Annotated in this window: 21 protein-coding genes and 1 pseudogene; 11 read left to right on the top strand and 11 right to left on the bottom strand. The window is 44.3% G+C overall.

What is annotated here, in order from left to right; translation table 11 throughout:
- Positions 1-43: 43 nt before the first annotated feature.
- Positions 44-172, bottom strand: a pseudogene (locus tag DCO17_RS09180) (cyclic pyranopterin monophosphate synthase MoaC); the annotation flags it as partial.
- A gap of 204 nt (positions 173-376) precedes the next feature.
- On the opposite strand from DCO17_RS09180, the gene DCO17_RS09175 reads away from it, so the two are divergent.
- From DCO17_RS09175 to DCO17_RS09165, 3 genes are all read left to right on the top strand, one after another.
- Positions 377-934 (top strand): class I SAM-dependent methyltransferase, encoded by a 558-nt coding sequence (locus DCO17_RS09175; protein WP_173956418.1) that lies wholly within the window; start codon positions 377-379, stop codon positions 932-934.
- Positions 935-1,323: 389 nt separating this feature from the next.
- The gene (locus tag DCO17_RS09170; protein WP_173956417.1) at positions 1,324-2,037 is read left to right on the top strand and encodes a hypothetical protein; all 714 of its coding nucleotides are present in this window, start codon (positions 1,324-1,326) and stop codon (positions 2,035-2,037) included.
- A gap of 118 nt (positions 2,038-2,155) precedes the next feature.
- The gene (locus tag DCO17_RS09165; RefSeq protein WP_173956416.1) at positions 2,156-3,046 is read left to right on the top strand and encodes a hypothetical protein; all 891 of its coding nucleotides are present in this window, start codon (positions 2,156-2,158) and stop codon (positions 3,044-3,046) included.
- A 275-nt stretch (positions 3,047-3,321) separates the two neighbouring features.
- Here DCO17_RS09165 and moaC read toward each other — a convergent pair whose 3' ends face one another.
- Entirely contained in the window at positions 3,322-3,801 is a 480-nt protein-coding gene (gene moaC / locus DCO17_RS09160; protein ID WP_173956415.1) for a cyclic pyranopterin monophosphate synthase MoaC, read from the bottom strand.
- 23 nt (positions 3,802-3,824) lie between these two features.
- On the opposite strand from moaC, the gene DCO17_RS09155 reads away from it, so the two are divergent.
- On the top strand, positions 3,825-5,534 hold the full coding sequence (locus DCO17_RS09155) for a M48 family metalloprotease (protein WP_173956414.1): 1,710 nt from the start codon (positions 3,825-3,827) through the stop codon (positions 5,532-5,534).
- Positions 5,535-5,544: 10 nt separating this feature from the next.
- Here DCO17_RS09155 and DCO17_RS09150 read toward each other — a convergent pair whose 3' ends face one another.
- From DCO17_RS09150 to DCO17_RS09130, 5 genes are read right to left on the bottom strand one after another with little or no spacing between them, the layout of a single operon-like run.
- Positions 5,545-6,162 carry a DUF2946 family protein gene (locus tag DCO17_RS09150; RefSeq protein WP_173956413.1) on the bottom strand — a complete coding sequence of 206 codons (618 nt, stop codon included), beginning with the start codon at positions 6,160-6,162 and terminating at the stop codon, positions 5,545-5,547.
- A gap of 4 nt (positions 6,163-6,166) precedes the next feature.
- Entirely contained in the window at positions 6,167-6,601 is a 435-nt protein-coding gene (locus DCO17_RS09145) for a nuclear transport factor 2 family protein (protein WP_173956412.1), read from the bottom strand.
- 18 nt (positions 6,602-6,619) lie between these two features.
- The gene (gene waaF / locus DCO17_RS09140) at positions 6,620-7,654 is read right to left on the bottom strand and encodes a lipopolysaccharide heptosyltransferase II (RefSeq protein ID WP_173956411.1); all 1,035 of its coding nucleotides are present in this window, start codon (positions 7,652-7,654) and stop codon (positions 6,620-6,622) included.
- A 50-nt stretch (positions 7,655-7,704) separates the two neighbouring features.
- The gene (locus DCO17_RS09135; RefSeq protein ID WP_173956410.1) at positions 7,705-7,893 is read right to left on the bottom strand and encodes a zinc-finger domain-containing protein; all 189 of its coding nucleotides are present in this window, start codon (positions 7,891-7,893) and stop codon (positions 7,705-7,707) included.
- A gap of 32 nt (positions 7,894-7,925) precedes the next feature.
- Positions 7,926-8,849, bottom strand: a complete 924-nt coding sequence (locus DCO17_RS09130; RefSeq protein WP_173956409.1) for a branched-chain amino acid transaminase — start codon at positions 8,847-8,849, stop codon at positions 7,926-7,928.
- A 212-nt stretch (positions 8,850-9,061) separates the two neighbouring features.
- Between DCO17_RS09130 and DCO17_RS09125 the strand changes: the two genes are divergently transcribed.
- The 7 genes from DCO17_RS09125 (at position 9,062) to DCO17_RS09095 (ending at position 16,590) form a co-directional block, all read left to right on the top strand.
- The gene (locus DCO17_RS09125; protein ID WP_173956408.1) at positions 9,062-10,273 is read left to right on the top strand and encodes a phosphoglycerate kinase; all 1,212 of its coding nucleotides are present in this window, start codon (positions 9,062-9,064) and stop codon (positions 10,271-10,273) included.
- A 2-nt stretch (positions 10,274-10,275) separates the two neighbouring features.
- Positions 10,276-11,712, top strand: a complete 1,437-nt coding sequence (pyk, locus tag DCO17_RS09120) for a pyruvate kinase (RefSeq protein WP_173956407.1) — start codon at positions 10,276-10,278, stop codon at positions 11,710-11,712.
- A 56-nt stretch (positions 11,713-11,768) separates the two neighbouring features.
- Positions 11,769-12,833, top strand: a complete 1,065-nt coding sequence (gene fba, locus DCO17_RS09115) for a class II fructose-bisphosphate aldolase (protein WP_173956406.1) — start codon at positions 11,769-11,771, stop codon at positions 12,831-12,833.
- 5 nt (positions 12,834-12,838) lie between these two features.
- The gene (locus DCO17_RS09110) at positions 12,839-13,738 is read left to right on the top strand and encodes a phosphoribosylaminoimidazolesuccinocarboxamide synthase (protein WP_173956405.1); all 900 of its coding nucleotides are present in this window, start codon (positions 12,839-12,841) and stop codon (positions 13,736-13,738) included.
- Positions 13,739-13,801: 63 nt separating this feature from the next.
- Positions 13,802-14,299: a 5-(carboxyamino)imidazole ribonucleotide mutase gene (purE, locus tag DCO17_RS09105; RefSeq protein ID WP_173956404.1), complete on the top strand. Its 498-nt coding sequence runs from the start codon at positions 13,802-13,804 to the stop codon at positions 14,297-14,299.
- Complete coding sequence (locus DCO17_RS09100; RefSeq protein ID WP_173956403.1) at positions 14,300-15,484, top strand: 5-(carboxyamino)imidazole ribonucleotide synthase; 1,185 nt, start codon at positions 14,300-14,302, stop codon at positions 15,482-15,484.
- Between the two features lie 2 nt (positions 15,485-15,486).
- A complete protein-coding gene (locus DCO17_RS09095; protein ID WP_173956402.1) occupies positions 15,487-16,590 on the top strand; it encodes an L-threonylcarbamoyladenylate synthase in 1,104 nt (367 codons plus the stop codon).
- Here DCO17_RS09095 and dacB read toward each other — a convergent pair.
- The 4 genes from dacB to DCO17_RS09075 are packed head-to-tail and all read right to left on the bottom strand — an operon-like array spanning position 16,536 to position 22,031.
- Positions 16,536-18,077, bottom strand: coding sequence for a D-alanyl-D-alanine carboxypeptidase/D-alanyl-D-alanine endopeptidase (gene dacB / locus DCO17_RS09090; protein WP_173956401.1), 1,542 nt, complete (start codon positions 18,075-18,077; stop codon positions 16,536-16,538). The two genes, DCO17_RS09095 and dacB, sit on opposite strands and share 55 nt — an antisense overlap.
- A gap of 60 nt (positions 18,078-18,137) precedes the next feature.
- Positions 18,138-20,558, bottom strand: a complete 2,421-nt coding sequence (locus DCO17_RS09085) for an ATP-binding protein (RefSeq protein ID WP_173956400.1) — start codon at positions 20,556-20,558, stop codon at positions 18,138-18,140.
- A 7-nt stretch (positions 20,559-20,565) separates the two neighbouring features.
- Positions 20,566-21,189 (bottom strand): response regulator transcription factor, encoded by a 624-nt coding sequence (locus DCO17_RS09080; protein WP_173956399.1) that lies wholly within the window; start codon positions 21,187-21,189, stop codon positions 20,566-20,568.
- Positions 21,189-22,031, bottom strand: coding sequence for a diguanylate phosphodiesterase (locus DCO17_RS09075; RefSeq protein WP_173956398.1), 843 nt, complete (start codon positions 22,029-22,031; stop codon positions 21,189-21,191). Before DCO17_RS09075 ends, DCO17_RS09080 begins: the two co-directional genes overlap by 1 nt.
- Positions 22,032-22,123: the final 92 nt, after the last annotated feature.

Raw genomic sequence — 22,123 nt, 5'->3', positions numbered from 1 at the left:
TAAATAAACCACCTAAGTTTGGTGGTTTATTTCAATTGATTTATTACGCCTTCCACTCGCCGGACTTACCGCCGCTCTTTTCTAAAAGCTTTACTTCACCCATCACCATTCCTCTATCAAATGTCTTGCACATATCGTAGATTGTGAGTAGGGCTATTTGAACGGCGGTGAGAGGGAAATTGGAAAAATTAAAGTACCTGTTAAAAAGTGGGTCTAAATATTAGATTTCATAAGGGCCTTTGGGTCATATGGTTTTGACATATTGTTAATTTATTGCACAAAAAAGTAACTGAGACTTACGCCCATGAGCTATTATCTCGCTTCATGTATTCTAGAGTGTACCCAAAGAGTGAAACAAGAATTTTAAGGAATGCAAATGAAGTTTAATATGGGCTGCGGATTAAATAAGTTGCATGATTATGTAAATGTAGATCGATATTCTGAATGCGTTCCAGACCTGCAAATCGACCTAGAGCAATTTCCTTGGCCCATTAATAGCAGTGAGGCTGATGAGGTTGTTTTTAACCACTGCCTTGAACATCTTGGGCAGACACCCGATATCTTTTTGGGGGTAATGAAAGAGCTATATCGAATATCAAAGCCTAATGCAAGGATATTTGTGAATGTTCCACATCCACGGCATGAGCACTTTATAGGCGATCCAACACATGTAAGGGTAATAAATCCTCTAGTACTTAACCTTTTTAGTAAAAAGAACAATCTAATTTGGAAGCAGAATAATATCGCCAATACACCGTTAGCTCTGTACTTAGATGTTGATTTTGAGTTGCTTGAGACAATTCAGGTTCTCGACCCTTACTATCAAGATATGTTTGATAAAAAAGAGCTAAGTATTGCAGATTTGAACCGTATTGCGCTTGATAGAAATAACGTAATACAAGAATATAGGATGATTTTAAAGGTAATTAAATAATTTTTAGCTTGCAGAACATTCGTCTCTTAAATTATTTTAGAGCAACTTCTTTTGCAAAGGATCATTTTATTTTGCCATTTAGGGCTTCACGTCAATAAAAATATGCAAGAGAAATTTTAAAGCTAGCAGCTGGAGCAATATATCTGGGATATCAAAAAGAGAAAAAACAGATGGTATTGCTTAAGCTATTCATAAATTCTTAGCAGGTTGGCTGAATAAAATTAACGCTGGAATGTAAGAATCGGAGTAAGTATTTTTCATGCTACTTGCTAGTGATTGGCCTTTAATTGACCAAAAAATGAAGGGGTTAAATTTATGCAATTGGTATGTTTGCTATAAATATCTTTTTATTGGCATTTGCATTTTTTAAGGCAGGGGATTAGGGTATTGTGAAAATCGGCATCATACAGACTCGTGGCATGGGAGACATTATCATTGCATTGCCTATCGCTAAATTTTTTAGCGATAGCGGCAATGAAGTTTTTTGGCCAATTGATGAGGATTTTATATCCTCTTTTAGAGAGGCAGTTCCTTGGGTAAATTGGATTGCTGTCCCCAAAAATGCTAAAGATTTTTTTTATCAAACACCCTTAGATTTATTGACGGATGTGGGCGTTGAAGACGCTGTAATTCTTTATAGTTATCTGTCCTCTCATTTAGATCTGCCTAACAAACTACTACAGGGAGTCCTAAAATTTGACCAATATAAATATGCAATTAGTAATGTCCCATTTTCCAAAAAGTGGGATTTAGATAATTGCTTGCATAGAAATTTTTCTAGAGAAAATGAATTATTTTCTCATTTAGTTAAGCAAGAAAAATATATGGTTGTTCATCAGGTTGGTTCTGATAAGACTAAAAAATTTACCTTGGATGGAGCCAGGGAAAATGGTTATCAAATTATTGAGATTTCAGAAATTACGGATTCTATTTTTGATTGGTTAAAAATACTTGAGAATGCTAAAGCTCTAGTTCTGGTTGATTCGGTTTTTTCAAATTTGGTTGAGCAATTGGGTATTGGTCGAGAAATACCTAAGTATTTTGGGATTAGATCGAACGTAGCTTTAACGCCTGTTTTGCTTGGTAATTGGCATTATGTTTAGCCATAGTTTTCACCGCCAATTATACAAATCCCTAATCTAGCCAGAGCTGGCGACTTACTGCTATTGCTTGCTGTGAGGTTATCTTAATCATGACTGCCATTAACGTTAAAATGTTATTTTGCATAAGTTATTAAATATTCAATTTATGACTCCCAAAATTATATTTGCTGGGCCAGTTCAAAATAGCGCAAAACATTTACCCGCAGTTTTTCAAAATATTGAAAATATGTCTCACCTGGCTTCTGAGACCGCTTATGTTTTTGTCGAGAATGATTCTACAGATTCGACAAAGATAGATATTCAAAATTTTGGTTTAAATAAACCTAATTTTACTTTTATAAGTTTAGATGGATTAAATCAGATACCAGTTCGCACTCTGAGGCTTGAAATGGTAAGGAATGCGTATTTGGAATTTATAAAGTCTGACCCCAAGCTAAGGGGATTTGATTTTTTAGTGGTGCTGGATATGGATGAGGGGAATACGCATCAAGTGCCTATACTCGCATTTTCTGATGCGTTGGCCTTTTTGAGTGAATTAGACTCAAGAGCTGCGGTCTTTGCAAATCAACAGGGCAGTTATTTTGATATGTGGGCATTAAGAAGCAAAGATTTATGCCCTTGCGATGCTTGGCAGGAGGTTTTTGATTACGCTCATGAAAATAGGGTTTCAGATGAGCAGGCGTTTGCCCAAACGTTTGCCAAGAGGGTCTTATCGATTGAGACCAACAAACCCCCTATTAAAGTTGATTCAGCTTTTGGTGGACTTGGGATTTATAAGTTGAAATTTGTACTGGAAAACTTAAATCCATATCTTGGGTCAAAAATTAAGATTTTGAAAAATGATCAGGGCGGTATGAATGTTCTAAGAACACAAATATGTGAGCATGTTCATTTTCATGAGGGGCTAATAAGCCAAAAAGGGGATCTGTTTATTTTCCCCAGTCTTGTAAATGGAGTCTTGGCTGAGATCCCATTTAACCCATCTTTTTATAGAAGCTTAATTTTTTAGGTGCAGGGTTTGCTTTCAAGTCCTGCTCGGTAAGGCTATCCAGTCTTACTTAGCAGCCTTAATCAAGGCTGCCATAACTTTCTTCACATCTTCGAAGGTCATTATGGTTTTAAAGGCGTAGCTTATTTCATTGGCAGAAACAGCGAGTTAGAGATAAAGAACAAAGGAATAAGAAAAAGCCAAATCTGTTTAGATAAAAATAAAATCATCAAAAACTTATATCAATTAGGCTAAGAGTATTTTTATACTCTCGTTGTTGTTTATTAGGTTAGAGTTTACTTCTCCGCTGCCCAAGGGCCAGACTTACCCCCACTCTTTTCTAAAAGCATTACTTCACCCATCACCATTCCTCTATCAACTGCTTTGCACATGTCATAAATTGTGAGTAAGGCCACTTGGATTGCAGTGAGGGCTTCCATTTCTACGCCAGTTGGCCCAGTTGTTTCTGCTCTAACTTGACAGCCAATGCTATTGGTTTTTGGGTCTAGACGAAACTCTAGGCTGACGTGGGTTAATGCCAGCGGGTGGCATAGCGGAATTAATTCCGAGGTTTTTTTAGATGCCTGGATACCTGCAATTCTGGCAATTCCAAGAACATCACCCTTTTTATGAGTGCCGCCCTCGACCATTTTGAAGGTCTCTGGAAGCATCGTAATTTTGCCTGTCGCAATGGCTATACGATGCGTATGGGGCTTTTCTCCCACATTTACCATATGGGCTTGGCCACTAGCATCAAAATGAGTTAGTTTGTTCATGGGATAAGTTTTACCATATAGGGATGAAGGAATTGAAGTTAGGACAAAATACCGCAATTTGGCGCCGCTTGGTAGCAGGTCAGCTTGTGCTGGCTTTATGGTGCTCTTGCGTGCCTTCTGCTTATTCTGCTGGACCTGCTCCAGTAGGCGATGTTTCCGTAGAAGGTAATTCAGCGGCGATCCAGAACATCAATCGCGCTATGCAGTCTCCCGATGCGCGACCTACGAATGCCCCAACCCGAAATAACCTACAAAGCCAGCCAACGATTGTGTTGCCAGATATGGGTGATCCAGGTGGTGATGCCTTAAGTCGCGTAGACGAGCGGAAGTATGGCGAAATGATCATGCGTCAGATTAGACCTGATGCAGATTATTCAAATGATTTGCCTATTTACGATTACCTCAATCAAATGGAGCGACGTCTATTGCAAGCTGCTAAGAAGCTACAACTTGGCGGAGCGAATGAGCAAGGTAGCAGCGCTTACAACTTCGAATTATTTGCCGTGAAGGACACCAGCATTAATGCGTTTGCATTGCCTGGTGGATTTATTGGTTTTCATACGGGCTTGATTGTGAGTGCAGAGTCAGACTCTGAAGTTGCTTCTGTAATGGGTCATGAAACTGGCCACGTATTGCAGCGCCATTTGGCTAGGCAGATGGATAAACAAACCACCAATACGATGATTGCAATCGCGGGTATGGTGTTGGGTGCCTTGGCAATGTCGCGTAATCCTCAAGCGGCAGCGGGTTTAATGCAAGGTGGACAAGCTGCTGCCATTAATAATCAACTTTCTTACTCAAGGGATGCCGAGCGTGAAGCCGATCGCATTGGCTTTCAGATTTTGGATGCCAGTGGCTATGACGTTAATGGTGCTCCTGGATTTTTTCAACGCTTGCAAAAAGCCACTGGAATCATGGACAAGGGCGTTCCTACTTATGTCCGAACTCATCCTCTTACAACAGATCGCATTGCGGATATGCAAGACCGGGCGCGTACTGTTCCAACGCGCAATGTTCCTACTGTTGTGGAGTTTTATTTTATTAAAGCTCGAGCACGAATGGAGCAAGCGGGTACCTCCAGTGGTCTCTACGACTTAAAAAATACATTTGATAGCCTGAGCAAACAGCCTCAAGTGGGCAAGCAAATGGAAGGTTTTTATGGCTTGGCTTTGATCGCGCAACGACAAGGGAAATGGGATCAAGCTGAGTCTGATTTGCAACAAGCGCGTAATTTAGCTCAAAAGGCAAGTGCACTAGGTTCCCCAATTCAGCGTCAAAGTTTATCGCTTGAAATTACCGCCTCTGAATTGGCATTGGCAAAAGGAAGAAATGAAGAGGCGCTGCAGATCGCGCAGAATGCATTACGCGCCTACCCCCAGTCATATGCTGCTGGTGCCGCAATGGTCAATGCGGAGCTCAAAATGGGACGCACAAACGATGCTATTGCTTGGTTAAAGGCGCGCACACGTGCGCAGCCTAATGAAATCCTTTGGTGGAGCATGCTTTCTAATGCATATGATCAAGCGAAAAATGTTCCCATGCGTCACTTTGCTTTGGGTGAAAAGTATGCTCTAGAGGGGGCTTGGCCTTCCGCTATTGAGCAGCTCAAGATTGCACGAAGTGCGGGGGGTGCCGATTTTTATCAAAGCTCCAGCATTGATGCACGTCTTAGAGAGATGCAGAGGCAATATCGAGACGAGTTAAAGGAGCAGGGAAAACAATTCCCTGGCTAGCCTTGACTAATTAAAGTGGCTTGGGATCCTTGATGAATCCGAAGTACTTACTTAGCTCTTCTGAGAGTATGGGATCAAGTCCTAGTTGTTTGCCTTGCCAATTCCATGAACCCCCAAAACTGCAAGCTTGCTCGCGTAATTTAGCTAGCTCAGAAAATTGATTCAAGTCGTGATCGTGTAGTAGCGCAATCCCGGGGCATTCTGCTGTCTCAAACTGCTGAGCTGTTAGATCTTTGTAAATGCTTTGCTTCATTGAGCCAGCAATATAAATATTGCCGTTCTCATCGCTTAGGGCCGAGCTTGGATTAATCTCAGTCTGACATTGTGTAATTATCTTTAGGGCATCTTCGCCGGGAATGATGCGTGCAATCCATGGGGTGCTGGTTATGGTAATAAATACCCGTTGCGGACCGTTCTGGAAAAAATATCTCCCTGCGTTATCGCAAGCGTAATTGCGGGTAATAAATTCTTTAAGGGCACTGTGTTCAATTACTTGGCCTGGCAATCCATTTTGCTGGGCGAATTCGTCACGCATACGCCATTGGCCTCTCCGATCTAAAGCAAGCCAGCCATAGCAATCTGGCACATTGGGCCATTTGATGAGTGAGCGTAATACTTTCTCATCCATTTATTTAGTGGAAGCCGTGAGGTGTTGATGGTGCGTCGAAGGTATCGTCAGTTGATCGGCTAGCATGTAAGTGAGCAATGCGCCAACCTTGACTATCTTGCAAGAGCACCAAAGTGATGTTTAGAAAAAACTCTGCTTCAATTTGATCTGCTCTGAAATGAACGGCTTCAGTAGTGTCATAAATCGCCGCACCCAAAATAGAGTGGCTAATACAAGCGATAGGCTCCAAGAATAAAGCTTGCTTTGAAAGCAATCTTTCTAGGCCTTCCCGGATTTCAGCATGACCACTGAGTCGATGACCTTCTGGTAGTACACAGGTGATGGAGTCATCATCCATCCAAATTGCTAGAGCGCCTTGGACATCGCGGTGACGCAGAGCATCGCGCCAAGCATCAACCACATCATCGGCATTATCAAAAAGTCTAGCGAGCTTGGTCATGGCTAATGTTCCTGTTGGCTATAGCAATGTATTCAGTGTAGCGAATACTTGTTGCGGGAGGATATCTTTTAGGCACTTTAGATGGCCAAGAGGGCATTCTTTTTTATGACAAGGGCTACACGGTAGGTTTAGCCAAATTACCTTTGCGTTCTCTGACAGAGGAGGGGTGTGCGCTGGGTCACTTGAACCAAAGATAGCCACCTGGGGTATTTTGAGGGCTGCGGCAATATGCATCAATCCGGAATCGTTGCTGACAACCGCTTTAGCTGCGCCAATTAATGCGATGGCCTCATCTAGAGATGTGTTGCCGCACCAGTTATGAATATTTGTTCGATTCTGGGATTGCTGAAGAATTTCTTCGGCTAGTTGATGATCGCTCTTGCCGCCCAGAAGAATGATGTTTGCATTCGAATGAGTTTGGATAAGATTGTTTGCTAATGCTGCGAAGTGAGCAGCGGGCCAGCGTTTTGTTGGGCCATATTCAGCGCCTGGACAAAAGACAAATACTGAATTGGGATCAAGATTTGCATCCGACAATTTTTTGTTGATAGATTGGTTAGCGGTTGAGGCTACATTGAGCTTGGGCGTCAGCGATCCTGCTGCGATTGACTCTCCATCCGAAAGTAGTTGACTCAGTGCTAGGTAATGTTCCACCATTGGCGGGCGATTTACTTTGCTTGGATTATCGAGCGCTACGTTAATTAATCCAAAGCGTAATTCACCGCGGTAGCCAATGCGAAAAGGAATATTTGCTAGCCAGGGGATGAGTGCTGACTTTAGGCTATTGGGAAGCACAAAACAAGCTTGATAGTTTTTCGATTGCAGATCTTTTGCTAATTGCTTACGTAAGCTCCACTGCAATTGTTTATGCTGAAAATCAGCTTCGATTACATCGCTGACTTCAGTGCATGCGCGATAAATAGGTGCTACCCAATTGCTAGCAAGCACATCAATTTTGGAGTCTGGATATTGATTCTTTAGAGCAGCTAATAATGGTTGCGTCATGACGGCATCCCCAATCCAGTTTGGGGCGATGATCAGAATACCTTGCATGAGATGTATCCCGACTCAGCACCCCTTAATGAATGGGGTGCTGATGTGACTTAATGCCCGTGAGGCTCGGTGCCAGGGATCAGCTTGTACTCTGTGCCACAGTATGGGCACTTCGCTCCCCCAGTCTTTGTGATATCTAAAAAGACGCGTGGATGAGAGTTCCATGCAGGCGTTTTATTTGTGGGGCAGTGCAAAGGAAGATCTTTGCCATCGACCATCACAGCTTGAGATTGAGTCATCACTTACTTTCTAGGGGCTAAATATTATTAATTTATTTAACGAAGGTGAGCCAAGATTTGTACTTATCATTTCTGCCGTAAACAGCATCGAAGTAAGCCTTCTGAATTTTTTCAGTAATCGGGCCGCGTTTGCCATCACCAATCGTGCGATCATCAAGTTCGCGAATTGGCGTTACTTCGGCAGCAGTACCAGTAAAGAATGCTTCGTCAGCTGAATACACTTCATCACGAGTTAAGCGTTTCTCACGTACTTCATAGCCAAGATCTTTGGCAATCTGAATGACGGAGTCACGTGTGATGCCATCCAGGCAAGAAGCTAGGTCTGGTGTGTAAACAATTCCGTTGCGAACCATAAAGAGGTTTTCGCCTGAACCTTCAGAAACATAGCCTTCTGTGTCGAGCAATAAGGCTTCGTCATATCCATTGGCAGTTACTTCTTGGTTAGCCAAAATGGAGTTGATGTAGTAACCCGAAGCTTTGGCACGAACCAAAGATGAGTTTACAAAGTGACGTGTAAAAGAAGATGTTTTAACGCGAATGCCTTTGTTAATGCCGTCTTCACCTAGGTAAGCACCCCATTCCCAAGCGGCGATTGCCGTATGAATGCTGTTCCCTTTAGGGGAGATGCCTAACTTTTGTGAGCCGATGAAGATAATTGGGCGAATGTAGCAGGCTTCGAGCTTATTGCTATTAATGACGTCAATAATGCCCTTGCTGATCTCTTCAGGGCTATACGGCATGCTCATTTGGAAGATTTTGGTGCCATTGAATAAGCGTTTTACGTGCTCTGGCAGGCGAAAAATGGCAGTGCCTTGGGCTGTTTTATAGGCGCGAATACCCTCAAATACGCCCATTCCGTAATGAAGGCTGTGGGTTAATACGTGAACATTAGCTTCACGCCAAGGAATCAGCTTCCCATCGGACCAAATAAAACCATCGCGGTCGGACATCGACATTTTTTCTACCTTTTGTGTCTATAGGCTATTTGTAAATAGCGGATTAATCGGGGCGCCAGGCCAGGCGGTCTATGACCATTTGGCTCGGGGTGCGTCCAAGCCTCTATTGTAGAGCAGGCAACCCCATTTGTAGGTAAGGACCTAGGGGGTTATGGGGCGGGACGATTTAGAATGGAGTATTCCCCAAAAAACCACCATATTTAGCCTATCTCATGCCTGAATCCTTATTTAAAGTGAAGCGTTTAAGCGAATTAGCCCAATCGGGACAATTAAAGGGTAAGCGTGTGCTGATTCGCGCCGACCTCAACGTTCCTCAAGATGATGCTGGAAATATTACTGAGGACACCCGTATTCGTGCATCAATGCCTGCTGTGCAGATGTGTTTAGATGCGGGCGCTGCCGTGATGGTGACATCCCATTTGGGTCGCCCTACTGAAGGTCAATTTAAGCCCGAAGATAGTTTGGCACCAGTTGCGGATCGAATTGCATCATTGCTTAATCGCAAGGTGCCTTTGATTAGCGATTGGGTAGAAGGTGGGTTTGAAGTGAGCCCAGGTGAAGTGGTGCTTCTAGAAAACTGTCGCTTAAATGTCGGTGAGAAAAAGAATAGCGATGAGTTGGCAAAGAAAATTGCCGCACTCTGCGATGTTTATGTAAATGATGCTTTTGGCACTGCGCATCGTGCTGAGGCTACTACAAACGGTGTTGCTAAATTTGCACCAGTCGCTTGCGCTGGTCCGTTGATGGCTGCTGAATTGGATGCATTGAGTCGTGCGCTCGCAAGCCCTAAGCGTCCTTTGGTGGCAATTGTTGCTGGCTCAAAAGTGTCTTCTAAGTTAACTATCTTGAAAGCACTCTCTGAGAAAGTTGATGAGCTGATTGTTGGTGGTGGCATTGCCAATACATTCATGCTGGCTAAAGGTCTGCCTATTGGAAAGTCATTGGCAGAGCCTGATTTGGTGAATGAAGCCAAAGAGATTATGGATCTTATGGAAAAGCGTGGAGCTCATGTACCCATTCCAGAAGATGTGGTGGTTGCGAATGAACTCTCACCATTAGCGCGCGCAAACCGGGTTCCAGCCGATCAAGTTGCTGATGATGACATGATTTTGGACATTGGGCCAAAAACCGCTGCACGACTTTCTATCATGCTGGCTCATGCGGGAACGATTGTTTGGAATGGCCCCCTCGGCGTATTTGAGATTGACCAGTTTGGCGGCGGCACAAAAATGTTGGCAGCTGCAATTGCGCATTCTCCGGCGTTTTCAATTGCTGGCGGTGGTGATACTTTGGCGGCGATCGCTAAATATGGCATTGAAAATCAGGTGGATTACATCTCCACTGGTGGTGGCGCATTCTTAGAGTTTTTAGAGGGCAAAACATTACCCGCCTTTGCGGTACTGGCTGAGAGAGCGAAAGATTAAATATGCTTAGAGCAACCAAAATCATTGCGACTTTAGGACCAGCTTCTGAAAAGCCGGAAGTGTTACGTGACATGATTCGTGTGGGCGTGGATGTAGTGCGCATGAACTTTTCTCATGGCACTGTTGCTGATCACAAAGCGCGTCATGATTTAGTGCGCAGCATTTCTGCTGAAGTGGGAAAAGAAGTCGGCATCATGGCCGATCTGCAGGGACCGAAGATTCGCGTAGGCAAATTTGCCGACACCAAAATATTGCTCAAAGAAGGCGATAAATTTACCTTGGACGTGGATTGCGAATTAGGTAATCAAGATTGTGTTGGCTTGGATTACAAAGAGCTTCCGAATGATGTGAAGCAGGGCGATCGCTTGCTATTAAACGATGGCTTGGTGGTATTGCGTGTTGAAAGCGTTCAGGGCGGAAAAATATTGACGCTAGTTGAGCAGGGTGGACCGCTTTCTAACAACAAGGGCATTAACCGTGCAGGTGGTGGCTTGACCGCGCCTGCACTCACCGAAAAAGATATTGCTGATTTAGATGCAGCGATTGCAATGGGCGTCGACTTTTTGGCAATTAGCTTCCCCAAAGACGGTGCTGACATGGCTTATGCCCGTAAGCTTGCGGATGCAGCCAGTAAAAAGTATGGTGTTGGTAAGGTCAGAACAATTGCCAAGGTAGAGCGTGCTGAGGCGATCGAATCAGAGGCTTTGAAAAGCATTATTGCTGAGAGTGACGGCATCATGGTGGCGCGCGGTGATCTTGCAATTGAAGTGGGTAACGCCGCAGTACCAGCATTGCAAAAGCGCATGATTGCTTGGGCGCGAGATGCTGATAAGTTCACTATCACAGCAACCCAAATGATGGAATCCATGATTAATGCTCCAGTACCAACTCGTGCTGAAGTAAGTGACGTGGCTAATGCGGTGCTTGATGGTACTGATGCAGTCATGCTCTCAGCAGAGTCTGCAGCGGGTATGTACCCTGTGCAAACCATTAAAGCAATGGCGGAAATTTGTGTAGAGGCTGAAAAGTCTGATCGCGTTCAATTGGATACAGACTTTTTGGATCAAACATTTACACGCATTGATCAGACAATTGCCTTGGGCGCTTTATTTACTGCCCACCATCTCAATGCTGATGCGATCGCTGCTTTAACAGACTCAGGATCAACTGCGATTTGGATGAGTCGCCATAATATTCATGTGCCAATCTTTGCATTGACTTCGAAGATTGCAACACAACGCGCGTTGAGTACCTACCGTAATGTCACCCCCATTGGATTGGATTACACCAAGGATAGAGATACCGCCTTGCAAGAGGTTGAAGCGTGCTTAAAGGGCTTAGGCGCTGTTAAGAAAGGCGATACCGTAGTACTTACCTCAGGCGAGCCAATGGGCGAACCAGGCGGCACCAATACGCTGAAAATCATTCATGTGAAGTAAACCAACATCATCAATATTTAATCAACCTTAAACCTATTTCAAATTAAGAGATCATCATGGCTTTAGTATCTTTACGACAACTTTTGGATCATGCTGCTGAAAACGGCTATGGCTTGCCAGCATTTAACGTTAACAACTTAGAGCAAGTGACTGCAATTATGGAAGCTGCTAACGAAGCAGATTCTCCAGTCATCATGCAGGCATCTGCAGGTGCCCGTAAATATGCTGGTGAGGCATTCTTGCGTCATTTGATTTCAGCGGCGGTTGAGGCCTATCCACATATCCCTGTCGTAATGCATCAAGATCATGGCCAAAGTCCAGCAGTTTGTATGGCAGCGATTAAGAGTGGCTTTACTAGTGTGATGATGGATGGGTCGCTAGAGGCTGATGGAAAGTCAGTGGCTAGCTATGAATACAACGTGGATGTTTCTAAAGAAGTTGTTAAGTTTTCTCACTCCATTGGCGTGACGGTTGAAGCAGAGCTCGGAGTCTTGGGCTCATTGGAGACTATGAAGGGGGATAAAGAAGATGGTCATGGTGCTGATGGGGTTATGACGCGAGAGCAGTTGCTTACGGATGTTGAGCAGGCTGCTGACTTTGTTAAGGCTACTCAGTGCGATGCTTTAGCAATCGCTATCGGCACTAGCCATGGCGCATACAAGTTCACCAAAAAACCTACTGGCGATATTTTGGCAATTGACCGTATTAAAGAAATTCATGCTCGTATACCGAATACACATTTGGTGATGCATGGTTCTTCTAGCGTTCCTCAAGAGCTGCTCGCAGAGATTCGTGAGTTTGGCGGTGATATGAAGGAAACCTATGGCGTGCCAGTTGAAGAGATTCAAGAGGGCATTAAAAATGGCGTTCGCAAAATTAATATTGATACCGATATTCGTTTGGCAATGACTGGCGCGATTCGTCGTTACCTATTTGAGAACCCAAGCAAGTTTGACCCACGTGATTATTTGAAGCCAGCCCGCGAAGCTGCTAAGAAAGTATGCATCGCTCGCTTCCAAGCTTTTGGTTCTGCCGGCCAAGCATCTAAGATTAAGCCTATTCCATTGGAAAAGATGGCCGAGTTATACAAGAGTGGTAAGTTAGCTCAGATTGTGAAGTGATTTCTATGCCTGCTCTCTACGCTACTTCTATCAAGTCCTTGCCTCTCCTCTCCAAGGGAAAGGTGCGTGATGTATATGCGCTCGGCGACGATAAATTATTAATGATTACTACTGATCGCTTATCGGCATTTGATGTGGTCATGGGCGAGCCCATTCCTGAGAAGGGTATTGTCCTGAATCAGATGGCCAATTTCTGGTTTGATAAGTTGGGCAAGGTAATTCCCAATCATTTAACCGGAATCGATCCTGAAACTGTTGTTACGCCTGACGAAGCAGATCAAGTTAAGGGTCGTGCTGTTGTTGCTAAGCGCTTAAAGCCAATTTTAGTTGAAGCGGTTGTGCGTGGATATCTTGCCGGTAGTGGCTGGAAGGATTACAAAGAGACTGGCAAGGTGTGCGGAATTGCATTACCTGCTGGTTTGGAAAATGCTCAAAAATTGCCAGAACCAATCTTCACTCCTGCCGCAAAAGCAGAGGTGGGTGAGCATGATGAAAATATTTCATTTGAAAAAGTGGTTGAGCTGATTGGCGAAAAATTAGCAAACCAAATTCGCGATATCAGTATTCGTTTGTATAAAGAAGCTTCTGAATATGCAGCAACACGTGGCATCATCATTGCAGATACCAAGTTTGAGTTTGGTCTAGATGATGCAGGGCAATTGGTCCTGATGGATGAGATTCTGACTGCAGACTCTTCTCGTTTTTGGCCTGCTGAAACCTATTATGTAGGTTCAAACCCACCGTCTTATGACAAGCAATTTGTACGCGATTGGTTAGAAACTGCCCAAGTAAACGGTAAGTTATGGCCAAAGACAGCGCCCGCTCCTCAGCTACCTGCTGATGTGATTGAAAAGACCGCTGAAAAGTATCGTGAAGCGCTTACTCGCTTAACCCAAGGATCTTAGGGATAATAGAGCCCCCAAGGTCTTAAACGGCCCTAAAGGCATGTAAGTTATTTGGAGAGCTAGATGAGTAAGAAGCCAGTTGTCGGAATCGTGATGGGGTCCAATTCAGATTGGGATACTATGCAGCACGCCGCTCAAATGCTTGAGCAGTTTGGTGTAGTTCACGAAGCTAAGGTGTTGTCAGCCCATCGCATGCCAGATGATATGTTTCAGTATGCAGAGAACGCCCAGAAGAATGGTTTGCAAGCCATTATTGCTGGTGCAGGTGGCGCTGCTCACTTACCAGGTATGTTGGCATCCAAGACGATTGTTCCTGTGTATGGCGTTCCTGTTGCTAGTAAGTATTTGCGCGGCGAAGATTCTTTATATTCAATTGTGCAAATGCCTAAAGGGATTCCTGTTGCCACCTTTGCCATTGGCGAGGCTGGCGCTGCAAATGCAGCTTTGCATGTGATTGCAGGTTTGGCTTTGCATGATGCCAACTTGGCAAAACGCCTGGAAGAGTTTCGCGTTAAACAATCCGATGCAGCACGCTCAATGAATTTGCCAGGGTATAACTAGATGGCAAATTGTATGGAACCCATTTTGCCGGGTTCGTATTTAGGGATACTCGGTGGTGGTCAGTTAGGGCGTATGTTTACGCAAGCTGCCCAAGCTATGGGTTACAAAGTTTGTGTACTCGATCCTGGGTCTGATAGCCCCGCTGGTTCAATCGCAGAGAAATTCATTCAAGCTGATTACACAGACTCTAGCGCCTTAAAAGAGATGGCGGCTTTGTGCGCGGCTGTCAGTACTGAATTTGAAAATGTTCCTGCTCAAGCACTTGATGAGCTAGAGTCTTTAGGGGTCTTTGTAGCACCACGCAGCAGTTGTGTTTCATTGGCGCAAAATCGCATTGCCGAAAAGAATTTCTTGGCTACCTGGAAATCTGAGACCAATATTGGCCCGGCACCTCATTTTGTAATTGAGCATGATGCTGATATTGCTCATGTACCCAAAGATTTATTCCCTGGAATTCTGAAAACGGCACGCATGGGTTATGACGGCAAAGGTCAAATCACCGTTCATACCTCAGAACAATTAACGGATGCTTGGGCAGAGTTAGGTAAAGTTCCTTGCGTGTTAGAAAAGCGCATGGAATTGGATTTCGAGGTCTCCGCTTTGGTGGTGCGAGGCTATGATGATTCAGTAGTCGCTTATCCAGTTTCACAAAACGTCCATCGTGATGGAATTTTGCATACATCAACAGTGCCTGCGCCTTCTTTAAAGCCGGCGCAAGAGAAAAAAATTATTGATGCCGCCAAAGCGCTGATACGCAAGATTGATTACGTTGGCGTGTTGTGCGTCGAATTCTTTGTTTTAAAGAATGGTGATATTGTTGCCAACGAAATTGCTCCTAGACCACATAACTCGGGGCACTACACCATGGATGCTTGTGTGAGCAGTCAGTTTGAGCAGCAGGTTAGAGCAATGGCAAGGCTGCCATTGGGTGATACTCGACAGTTAGCCCCAGTCTCAATGCTAAATCTCTTAGGCGATCTTTGGTTTAACGGCAATGAAGATCAAGCAAAAGAGCCGGCATGGAATAAAGTGCTTGCACATCCTGATGCGAAGTTGCATCTCTATGGAAAATCTGCTCCCCGCATGGGCAGAAAAATGGGACACATCAATTGTTTGGGCGAAGCATTAAACGAGGCTCGTCAAAATTGTGGTGCTGTAGCTACTGAGCTAGGAATAGAACCCTAGAAATGTTTGGGGTTACATCTGGTGATTCATCGCCACAATCGTTAGTGATCAATGAAGCTGCTCAGGCCTTGCGTGATGGGCGCTTGGTTGCCTTTCCAACTGAAACAGTATATGGCTTAGGTGCTGATGCCAGCAATCCCAGTTCGGTTCAAAAAGTATTTACGACAAAAGGTCGGCCATCCAATCACCCTTTGATAGTTCATGTTGCCGCCCCTGAACGGTTGGGACATGAGCAACTTGATTGGGTGTCAGTTTTAGCGCCGTGGGCAAGAGATATCCCCGAGGATGCTCTCAAGCTGATGAATGCCTTTTGGCCTGGCCCATTAACCTTGGTCTTTAAAAAAGATAAGCATGTGCTCAATGAAATTACTGGCGGCCAAGATACGGTTGCCATTCGATCTCCCGCGCATCCAATCGCTCAAGAGCTATTACGCCAATTCCAAGGGGGGGTTGTTGCTCCTTCGGCTAATCGATTTGGCAAAGTTTCCCCAACAAGCGCTGCAGACGTTCGGAATGAATTTGAAGGCGATACAGATTTATTGGTAATTGATGGCGGTGATTGCGAAGTTGGTATTGAGTCAACGATTGTGGATGTATCAAGTGGTGATCGCGTAGCGCTTCTGCGTCCGGGCGTGATTACCCCGAAAGAAATGCTGGCTAAAACAGGCGTGCGAGTTTATAGGCTTGGAGAGGCAATCGATCCAAATGCCCACTTCGAATCTTTGCCAAGAGTTTCTGGTGGCTTAAAAGCCCATTACGCACCTACAACCCCATTGCGCTTGTATGCTCCTGGCCGCGTACTCGATGCCTTAACTGAATTCCCGGACACGAAGTCTCGCGTTGCTGTTGCGGTTTGGGATTCCGAATCTTCCTTAGGAGATGATGGACATCCATCAGCGCAGTTTGAGGAGGTTGAGGTTCCCAGTGATAGCGCTGCTTTTGCAAGTCGTCTATATCGTACGCTTAGAGATTTGGATGAGCAGGGGTGGGACCTTATATTATTTCCAGAACCCCCTGCAGGTGAAGAATGGGATGGGGTGAGAGATCGCCTTCAGCGTGCGTGCTTTGGTTCAGGGCCATCATCAAGTAGCCACGATAGCAACTGATCGTGGGCTTCTAGCCCTTTCCAAGCGTTTGGGTGATTGATAAACGAGCTAACGGCATACATTTTTCCGGATTTGCTCACCACATACCCTGAGATAGCTCGAACATCTGCTAGTGAACCTGTCTTCATTCTGACTTCAGGTTTTTTCTTTAGATGTAAAAATTTTCGTAGTTGAATCATTAAACGATTGCGCATTGTTCCATCGGTGCCAGCAATGGGAAGGCTGTTGTAGAACACTTCGCCAACAGGTAGGTTTCGCGCTTTCAGTAAGAGCTGATTCATTTGCTCAGTAGAAATTGCTTCATTTCGAGAAAGACCTGATCCATTCTCGATCACGAGTCCATTGAATAGAAGACCATTTTGTTTAAGCCAGCTTTGAATAACTAACTCTCCATTAGTAGTAGTGGCAGGTTTACCCATTTTTTCTAATGCCAAAGTTAATAGCAATTGGCGCGCCATGACATTATTAGAGTACTTGTTAATATCTTGAACATCATCAGCAAGAGGGATTCCTTCAAACTGCAATAAGAGTCTAGCTGCCAGAGGAACGGCGCCATCTTTGCCAACAGGGGGTTTTACCCAAGCACCACCAGCAAGCTCCCAGGCCGCAGCAAAACCTTGCGTCAAGAAGGTGTTGGGGTCTAGCGCTACAACATTGAAATTAACGCCCTTACATGCATTTGGAAAAGATCCTGAAAATTGTGCGGTGATGGCTTGATCGGTACTGGATTTAGTTTCTGGGTCTAGGTTAAAGCGAATATTGCTTCTCCAGTTATCGCAGGACCGATCAACCAGTTGCATTTGATTGGTAACTTTAAGTTGAGAAAGGGTCGGCGTGTAGCTAATGTCAATAAAGTCAGCCGTGCGCGATTTGCTAATCTGAAAAGACAGAGTTCTAAATGCATATAGCAATGGATCTGGGGGAACGTTGTAGGCCCTTAAGGATTCGCCATCGATCGTATCGTGTTCCATCACACTTGGTGCATAAGCGCTACGATCAAAAAATAAATTACCATCAATTTTCTGAATACCAAGGGCTTGTAAATCCTTCATCAGCCTGGAAAACTCTTCTGGGATTAGTTTCGGATCTCCACTGCCTTGTAAATAGAGATTGCCTTGAAGGGTACCCTGTCGAATCACGCCATCCGTAAATATTTTTGTACGCCAGCGATACTGTGGACCGAGAATATCTAAACCCGCTAAAGTGGTTAACACCTTCATGGTTGAGGCAGGGTTCATAGGTTCGGATTCGCGCCAACCAAAAATAGCTTTACCCTGATGCTTTCCAGGTTTTCCTGGTTCAATTTTTGTAACGGAGATGCTTATTGCACTCAGAGGAATTTGATTACGCTCTAGACTATTAACAATAGCGCGAGGAATTCTGCTGTCGGTATTATCTTGAGCGTTTGCAGGTGAGCCATAAATACATCCACCAAAAACTAGGATGGCTAATACATATTGCGCTATTGAACGAGATGCGGTTTTCATTGAGCATAGGATAAACCGATACGGCTGGAAGTTAAATCATTCTCGCTCGCTTATCTATGACTAAATGTGTATTTGATTTTGTTGATAGCGCTGAATAAGCCGATTTTGCTTCAGTAGAAGATCTTTAAAAGTACTCAGTCGCTTCACAAAATTGGCTTCTTTTTCGAGGACTTCGCAGTTTTTAACAAAATGAGTCGCTTGTAGTAAAAGGGCTCCGCCCTTTACCTTATGAATAAGGCTAGCAAGTTCGTCTTCATCGATTGATGGATTGCTTAATTTCAAAAGCGCTTCATCGTGTACTTTTTTAATTTCATCTAGGATGATTGATATCTGTTTTGGATCATTGGCAATCAGGCTAGCGAATGCATCAAATGATAAGCTTTCTTCTTCATTGTTTTGGGGTGGTGGCGTTGTAGTGGTTATAGAAAAATAGCGCGCTAATTCATTTTCAAGGCCTAGTAGGCTGAGCGGTTTGATCAGAACCCCATTCATTCCGGCCGATAAAAAGTGATGACGAGAATCCAGCGCGTAAATATCCGCAGTGACACCAATAATCACTAGATCGTTGTATCCCATCTCTCGTATACGTTTAGCCAATTCAGACCCTTGCATGCCAGGAATAGACTGATCTGTAATCAGCAAATCAAAAGTATTTTGATAAATCTCATCTAAAGCTATATCCGCGTTGTCACAAACAGATACTTGAATTCCTAAAGCTTTAAGTTGAAGGGAAATGATCTGTCTGCTGGCAGGATGATCTTCCACGACCAAGGCTTTAAGGGGTTGCTCGGGGTGATTTCTGGAGATGAATTTCTTAGCATTTTCTACCAGAGCTTCTTTATATGAAGTATGTGAGGCTGCAATGCTGGTGCGTGGGAAGGCAATTGAAAAGTGAATATTGCTACCTAAGCCTGGCGCGCTCTCAAAATACAGCTGGCTGTTCATTGAACTCACTAAGTGATTGGTAATAGTGAGGCCCAGGCCGGTTCCGCTCTCGTTACTGCTTTTGCCTGGTATTTGTTCAAAGGGTTGTAAGGCTAACGCAATTTCTTCCTTTCCCATGCCAATGCCAGTATCAATAATGCGGAACTCAATTAATTGGCCTGCATGGTCATCCGCTAGCACGCTAATGGAGAAATAGATTTCACCTTGATTGGTAAATTTAATGGCGTTGCTCAGAAGGTTTTGTAAGGCTTGACGAAGACGAAGGGCATCCATCATGAGTGCCTCAGCGATTCTGGGGTCCTTGGAAGTGTGAAGAATTAAATTGTGCTTAGTGGCAACCGCTGAAAAGGCATGATCAAGGTTGTCGATGATGCTATTTAAGCAACAAGGTTCTAAGTTCAGAGTGAGTTTGCCAGCCTCAATCTTTGCGAGGTCAAGAACCTGGTTAAGAATTCCGAGCAAAGACTCTGCAGAGGCATGTGCACTCTTTAATAATGATTTCTCATGCGTAGGAAATTGCTTGCTACTGAGCAACAGTTCTTGTACACCTAAGATTGCATTCATTGGCGTCCGAATCTCATGGCTCATCGTTGCCAAAAAAGAAGTTTTGGCGGCATTTGCTTTTTCTGCGATCTCTTTCGAGGTGTTGAGACTTGCCAAAGCTTGCTCTTGGGATAATCGCTTTTTATATAGACCCCATATTAGAGTGCCGCCAATCATGAGAATCACTAGGCTGGTAAACCAGCCTAGTGTGCTAGCTGGATCCGCAATATTTTCGCTGGGGTATATTTCAAGTGCGAAAAGATGTCGAGATTCAATAGGATCAAGACGAGTTAGAAAACGATCTAGGAGTTGATGAAAGGGTTTGTCTTCATGAGAAATAAGCCAGCGATAGGCAAATGGCTCTCGCTGGTAAATTCCATCTAATTGAAGCTCTTGATTGGTTCGGTATTTGAGTAAATGTTGAGCTAAACGGATTGGAAGCACTAAGGCTTCTATGTCATTAGCTAGTAAGCTCAACAATAATTTCTCTGGATTATTTGATGGGCTGGTTTGTGGGTCCGTAATGACGGGAGGATTCTCATAGCCACGATCAAGATAGCCAAGTTTTGCTTGTGAGCTGATTCCATCTCCATTATTTCTTTTGGTGAGAATGGCGTCTTGACCCCAGAAGATAGCTTCTGACAAAGAGCCAAAGCGAAGGTATTCATCATTCAGGGGCGGTGGATCAATCATGAAATCCACCTCTCCATTGGCTAATTGTTTTAAGCCTTCTTGTTCTGTTTTTCGCCACTTTGGACGAAATTCTTGTTGGGTGTGTTCGCTGAGTTTTTGGAGGATTTTATGAAAGACGCCATGAGAGCCAATATCTTCGCCCCCTAAAAGGTAGGGCGCATATTTCTCATGAATACTGAAATGAACAATTGGGTGTGCATCGATCCAACGCTGCTCGGCCGAACTGATTGAAGTGGCGTGTGCAACTCCGCTAAGAAGAAGTCCGCAAGAGAAAACTGCCTTAACAAAGAATCGATGCATAACGCGATTAGCTTTCGATGATGTTATTCATTCTGCAGAACAGAATTAAATCGGCAATATTGTTAATGCCGAGTTTGTCAAAGACGCGCGTTTTGTATGTGGCTACAGTCTTATTGCTGATATGTAGTAAATCCGAGATCTGCTGATTGGTATTTCCTTTGCCAAGATATTTCATGACTTGTAGTTCTCGATCTGAGATCATCGCCAGTTTTTCACTGTCGGTTAACGAGCTATTCCCATTTTTTCCATATGTGAAAAATGTATAGCCTTGGGAAATCGCGACGCAGGCTGCCAGAATCACATCTGCCCCGGCGGTTTTGTTAACGAAGCCATGCCCGCCTAGCGATCGAACGCGCCCGCCATAGACCGCTTCATCCATGCTGGACAAAATCAACATACGAATATCGGGATACATGATTCCTATGCGGCGAATAACATCAAAGCCATCCGTCTTTGGCATGTCCAGATCTAAAATCACCATGTCGGGATTGATATCTTTAATAGATCGAAGGCATTCCTCGCCATTCTGCGATTGCCCAACGACTTCAAATACTAACTGGTCTTGCAACATACTTTTTAGAGCCATCAGCATTGCAGGATGGTCATCTACCAACATCACGCGTTTTCTCATTACTTGTCTCCATTTCGGTTTAGGTGTTGATGAGGGTGCAGCGAAAAAATGGCTTTAGCGATTCGACTATCGTTAATCTGTAACATCTGATGCCTGCTGATGGGAGGCATCATGAGGCCGCCATAGCAATGGTCTATTTGCCAGGCAGTCGCATTTTCTAAATCCTTCACAAGCGTCATATTGCTGGCATAGATCTGGGTTGATGAATATGGTCCTCGTCTGATGCTGGACAGGACATCTGGCGCAAGAGCTTGCTCGCGAAGTGCATTCATATTGAGATGAATTCCTTCCATTTTTAATTCATCTACCCACTGAAGCTCTTGGAGAGTGCCGGTGAAATGAATGAAGTGAAGTAATACGCCAAGGCGACGCATGCGCAGTAAGCCCTCTGTGCAAGCATCGGCAAAATTAGGTTCGGGAAGTGATTGAATGCCTAGTGCAACCAATCCAACTGGTAGTCGAGAATTCAGTATTAAGTCGCTTAATGCATCAACATATTCGCTGTTGGCAATTGCATGTATTGGAATGGGCAAAATTCCAGGAATGAAACGACCGCTACGGTGCCAGTAGGAGATCGTATCCAGGCCCTCCATGAATAAACGGAGCAATTGCATGTCGGGGGCCTGTAGTAGCGGTCTAAATAATGATCCTGTCAGTTTTGTGCCTTTGTTATTAAAAATAGGTTCATGACTAATCGCTTGTCGCTTGGACCAGGATTGATGTTCTTCAAGAGCCTGGCTATTTAGGCCAAGCCAGGGTGCGCCACAGGCGTCTCGTACTTCCTGGAAGGGCTTGTTCTTCCATGCTTTTACAAGCGTGTACAGCCGGGATTTCGGGCTCATCAGCATTCTCCAATCAGTGACTGTTCAGTCTAGGCAGGTCAGATTGGAGCGGTAAGGGCTTTGGGTTGATTTATCTGTAGGAATCTTCCTAC

The organism is Polynucleobacter tropicus, from assembly GCF_013307225.1.
GTDB classification, from domain to species: Bacteria; Pseudomonadota; Gammaproteobacteria; order Burkholderiales; family Burkholderiaceae; genus Polynucleobacter; species Polynucleobacter tropicus.
The sequence above is the reverse complement of the archived record's forward strand: the minus strand, read 5'-3'. Positions and strand labels throughout refer to the sequence as shown.

Excerpts from the sequence above, each read along its gene's own strand:
- dacB (WP_173956401.1), bottom strand. The coding sequence starts at position 18,077 with ATGAAAACCGCATCTCGTTCAATAGCGCAATATGTATTAGCCATCCTA.
- DCO17_RS09145 (WP_173956412.1), bottom strand. The coding sequence starts at position 6,601 with ATGACCAAGCTCGCTAGACTTTTTGATAATGCCGATGATGTGGTTGAT.
- waaF (WP_173956411.1), bottom strand. The coding sequence starts at position 7,654 with ATGCAAGGTATTCTGATCATCGCCCCAAACTGGATTGGGGATGCCGTC.
- DCO17_RS09155 (WP_173956414.1), top strand. The coding sequence starts at position 3,825 with ATGAAGGAATTGAAGTTAGGACAAAATACCGCAATTTGGCGCCGCTTG.
- DCO17_RS09080 (WP_173956399.1), bottom strand. The coding sequence starts at position 21,189 with ATGAGAAAACGCGTGATGTTGGTAGATGACCATCCTGCAATGCTGATG.
- pyk (WP_173956407.1), top strand. The coding sequence starts at position 10,276 with ATGCTTAGAGCAACCAAAATCATTGCGACTTTAGGACCAGCTTCTGAA.
- DCO17_RS09130 (WP_173956409.1), bottom strand. The coding sequence starts at position 8,849 with ATGTCGATGTCCGACCGCGATGGTTTTATTTGGTCCGATGGGAAGCTG.
- DCO17_RS09100 (WP_173956403.1), top strand. The coding sequence starts at position 14,300 with ATGGCAAATTGTATGGAACCCATTTTGCCGGGTTCGTATTTAGGGATA.
- DCO17_RS09175 (WP_173956418.1), top strand. The coding sequence starts at position 377 with ATGAAGTTTAATATGGGCTGCGGATTAAATAAGTTGCATGATTATGTA.
- DCO17_RS09075 (WP_173956398.1), bottom strand. The coding sequence starts at position 22,031 with ATGAGCCCGAAATCCCGGCTGTACACGCTTGTAAAAGCATGGAAGAAC.
- DCO17_RS09110 (WP_173956405.1), top strand. The coding sequence starts at position 12,839 with ATGCCTGCTCTCTACGCTACTTCTATCAAGTCCTTGCCTCTCCTCTCC.
- DCO17_RS09085 (WP_173956400.1), bottom strand. The coding sequence starts at position 20,558 with ATGCATCGATTCTTTGTTAAGGCAGTTTTCTCTTGCGGACTTCTTCTT.
- DCO17_RS09095 (WP_173956402.1), top strand. The coding sequence starts at position 15,487 with ATGTTTGGGGTTACATCTGGTGATTCATCGCCACAATCGTTAGTGATC.
- DCO17_RS09125 (WP_173956408.1), top strand. The coding sequence starts at position 9,062 with ATGCCTGAATCCTTATTTAAAGTGAAGCGTTTAAGCGAATTAGCCCAA.
- DCO17_RS09150 (WP_173956413.1), bottom strand. The coding sequence starts at position 6,162 with ATGGATGAGAAAGTATTACGCTCACTCATCAAATGGCCCAATGTGCCA.
- DCO17_RS09135 (WP_173956410.1), bottom strand. The coding sequence starts at position 7,893 with ATGACTCAATCTCAAGCTGTGATGGTCGATGGCAAAGATCTTCCTTTG.
- moaC (WP_173956415.1), bottom strand. The coding sequence starts at position 3,801 with ATGAACAAACTAACTCATTTTGATGCTAGTGGCCAAGCCCATATGGTA.
- purE (WP_173956404.1), top strand. The coding sequence starts at position 13,802 with ATGAGTAAGAAGCCAGTTGTCGGAATCGTGATGGGGTCCAATTCAGAT.
- fba (WP_173956406.1), top strand. The coding sequence starts at position 11,769 with ATGGCTTTAGTATCTTTACGACAACTTTTGGATCATGCTGCTGAAAAC.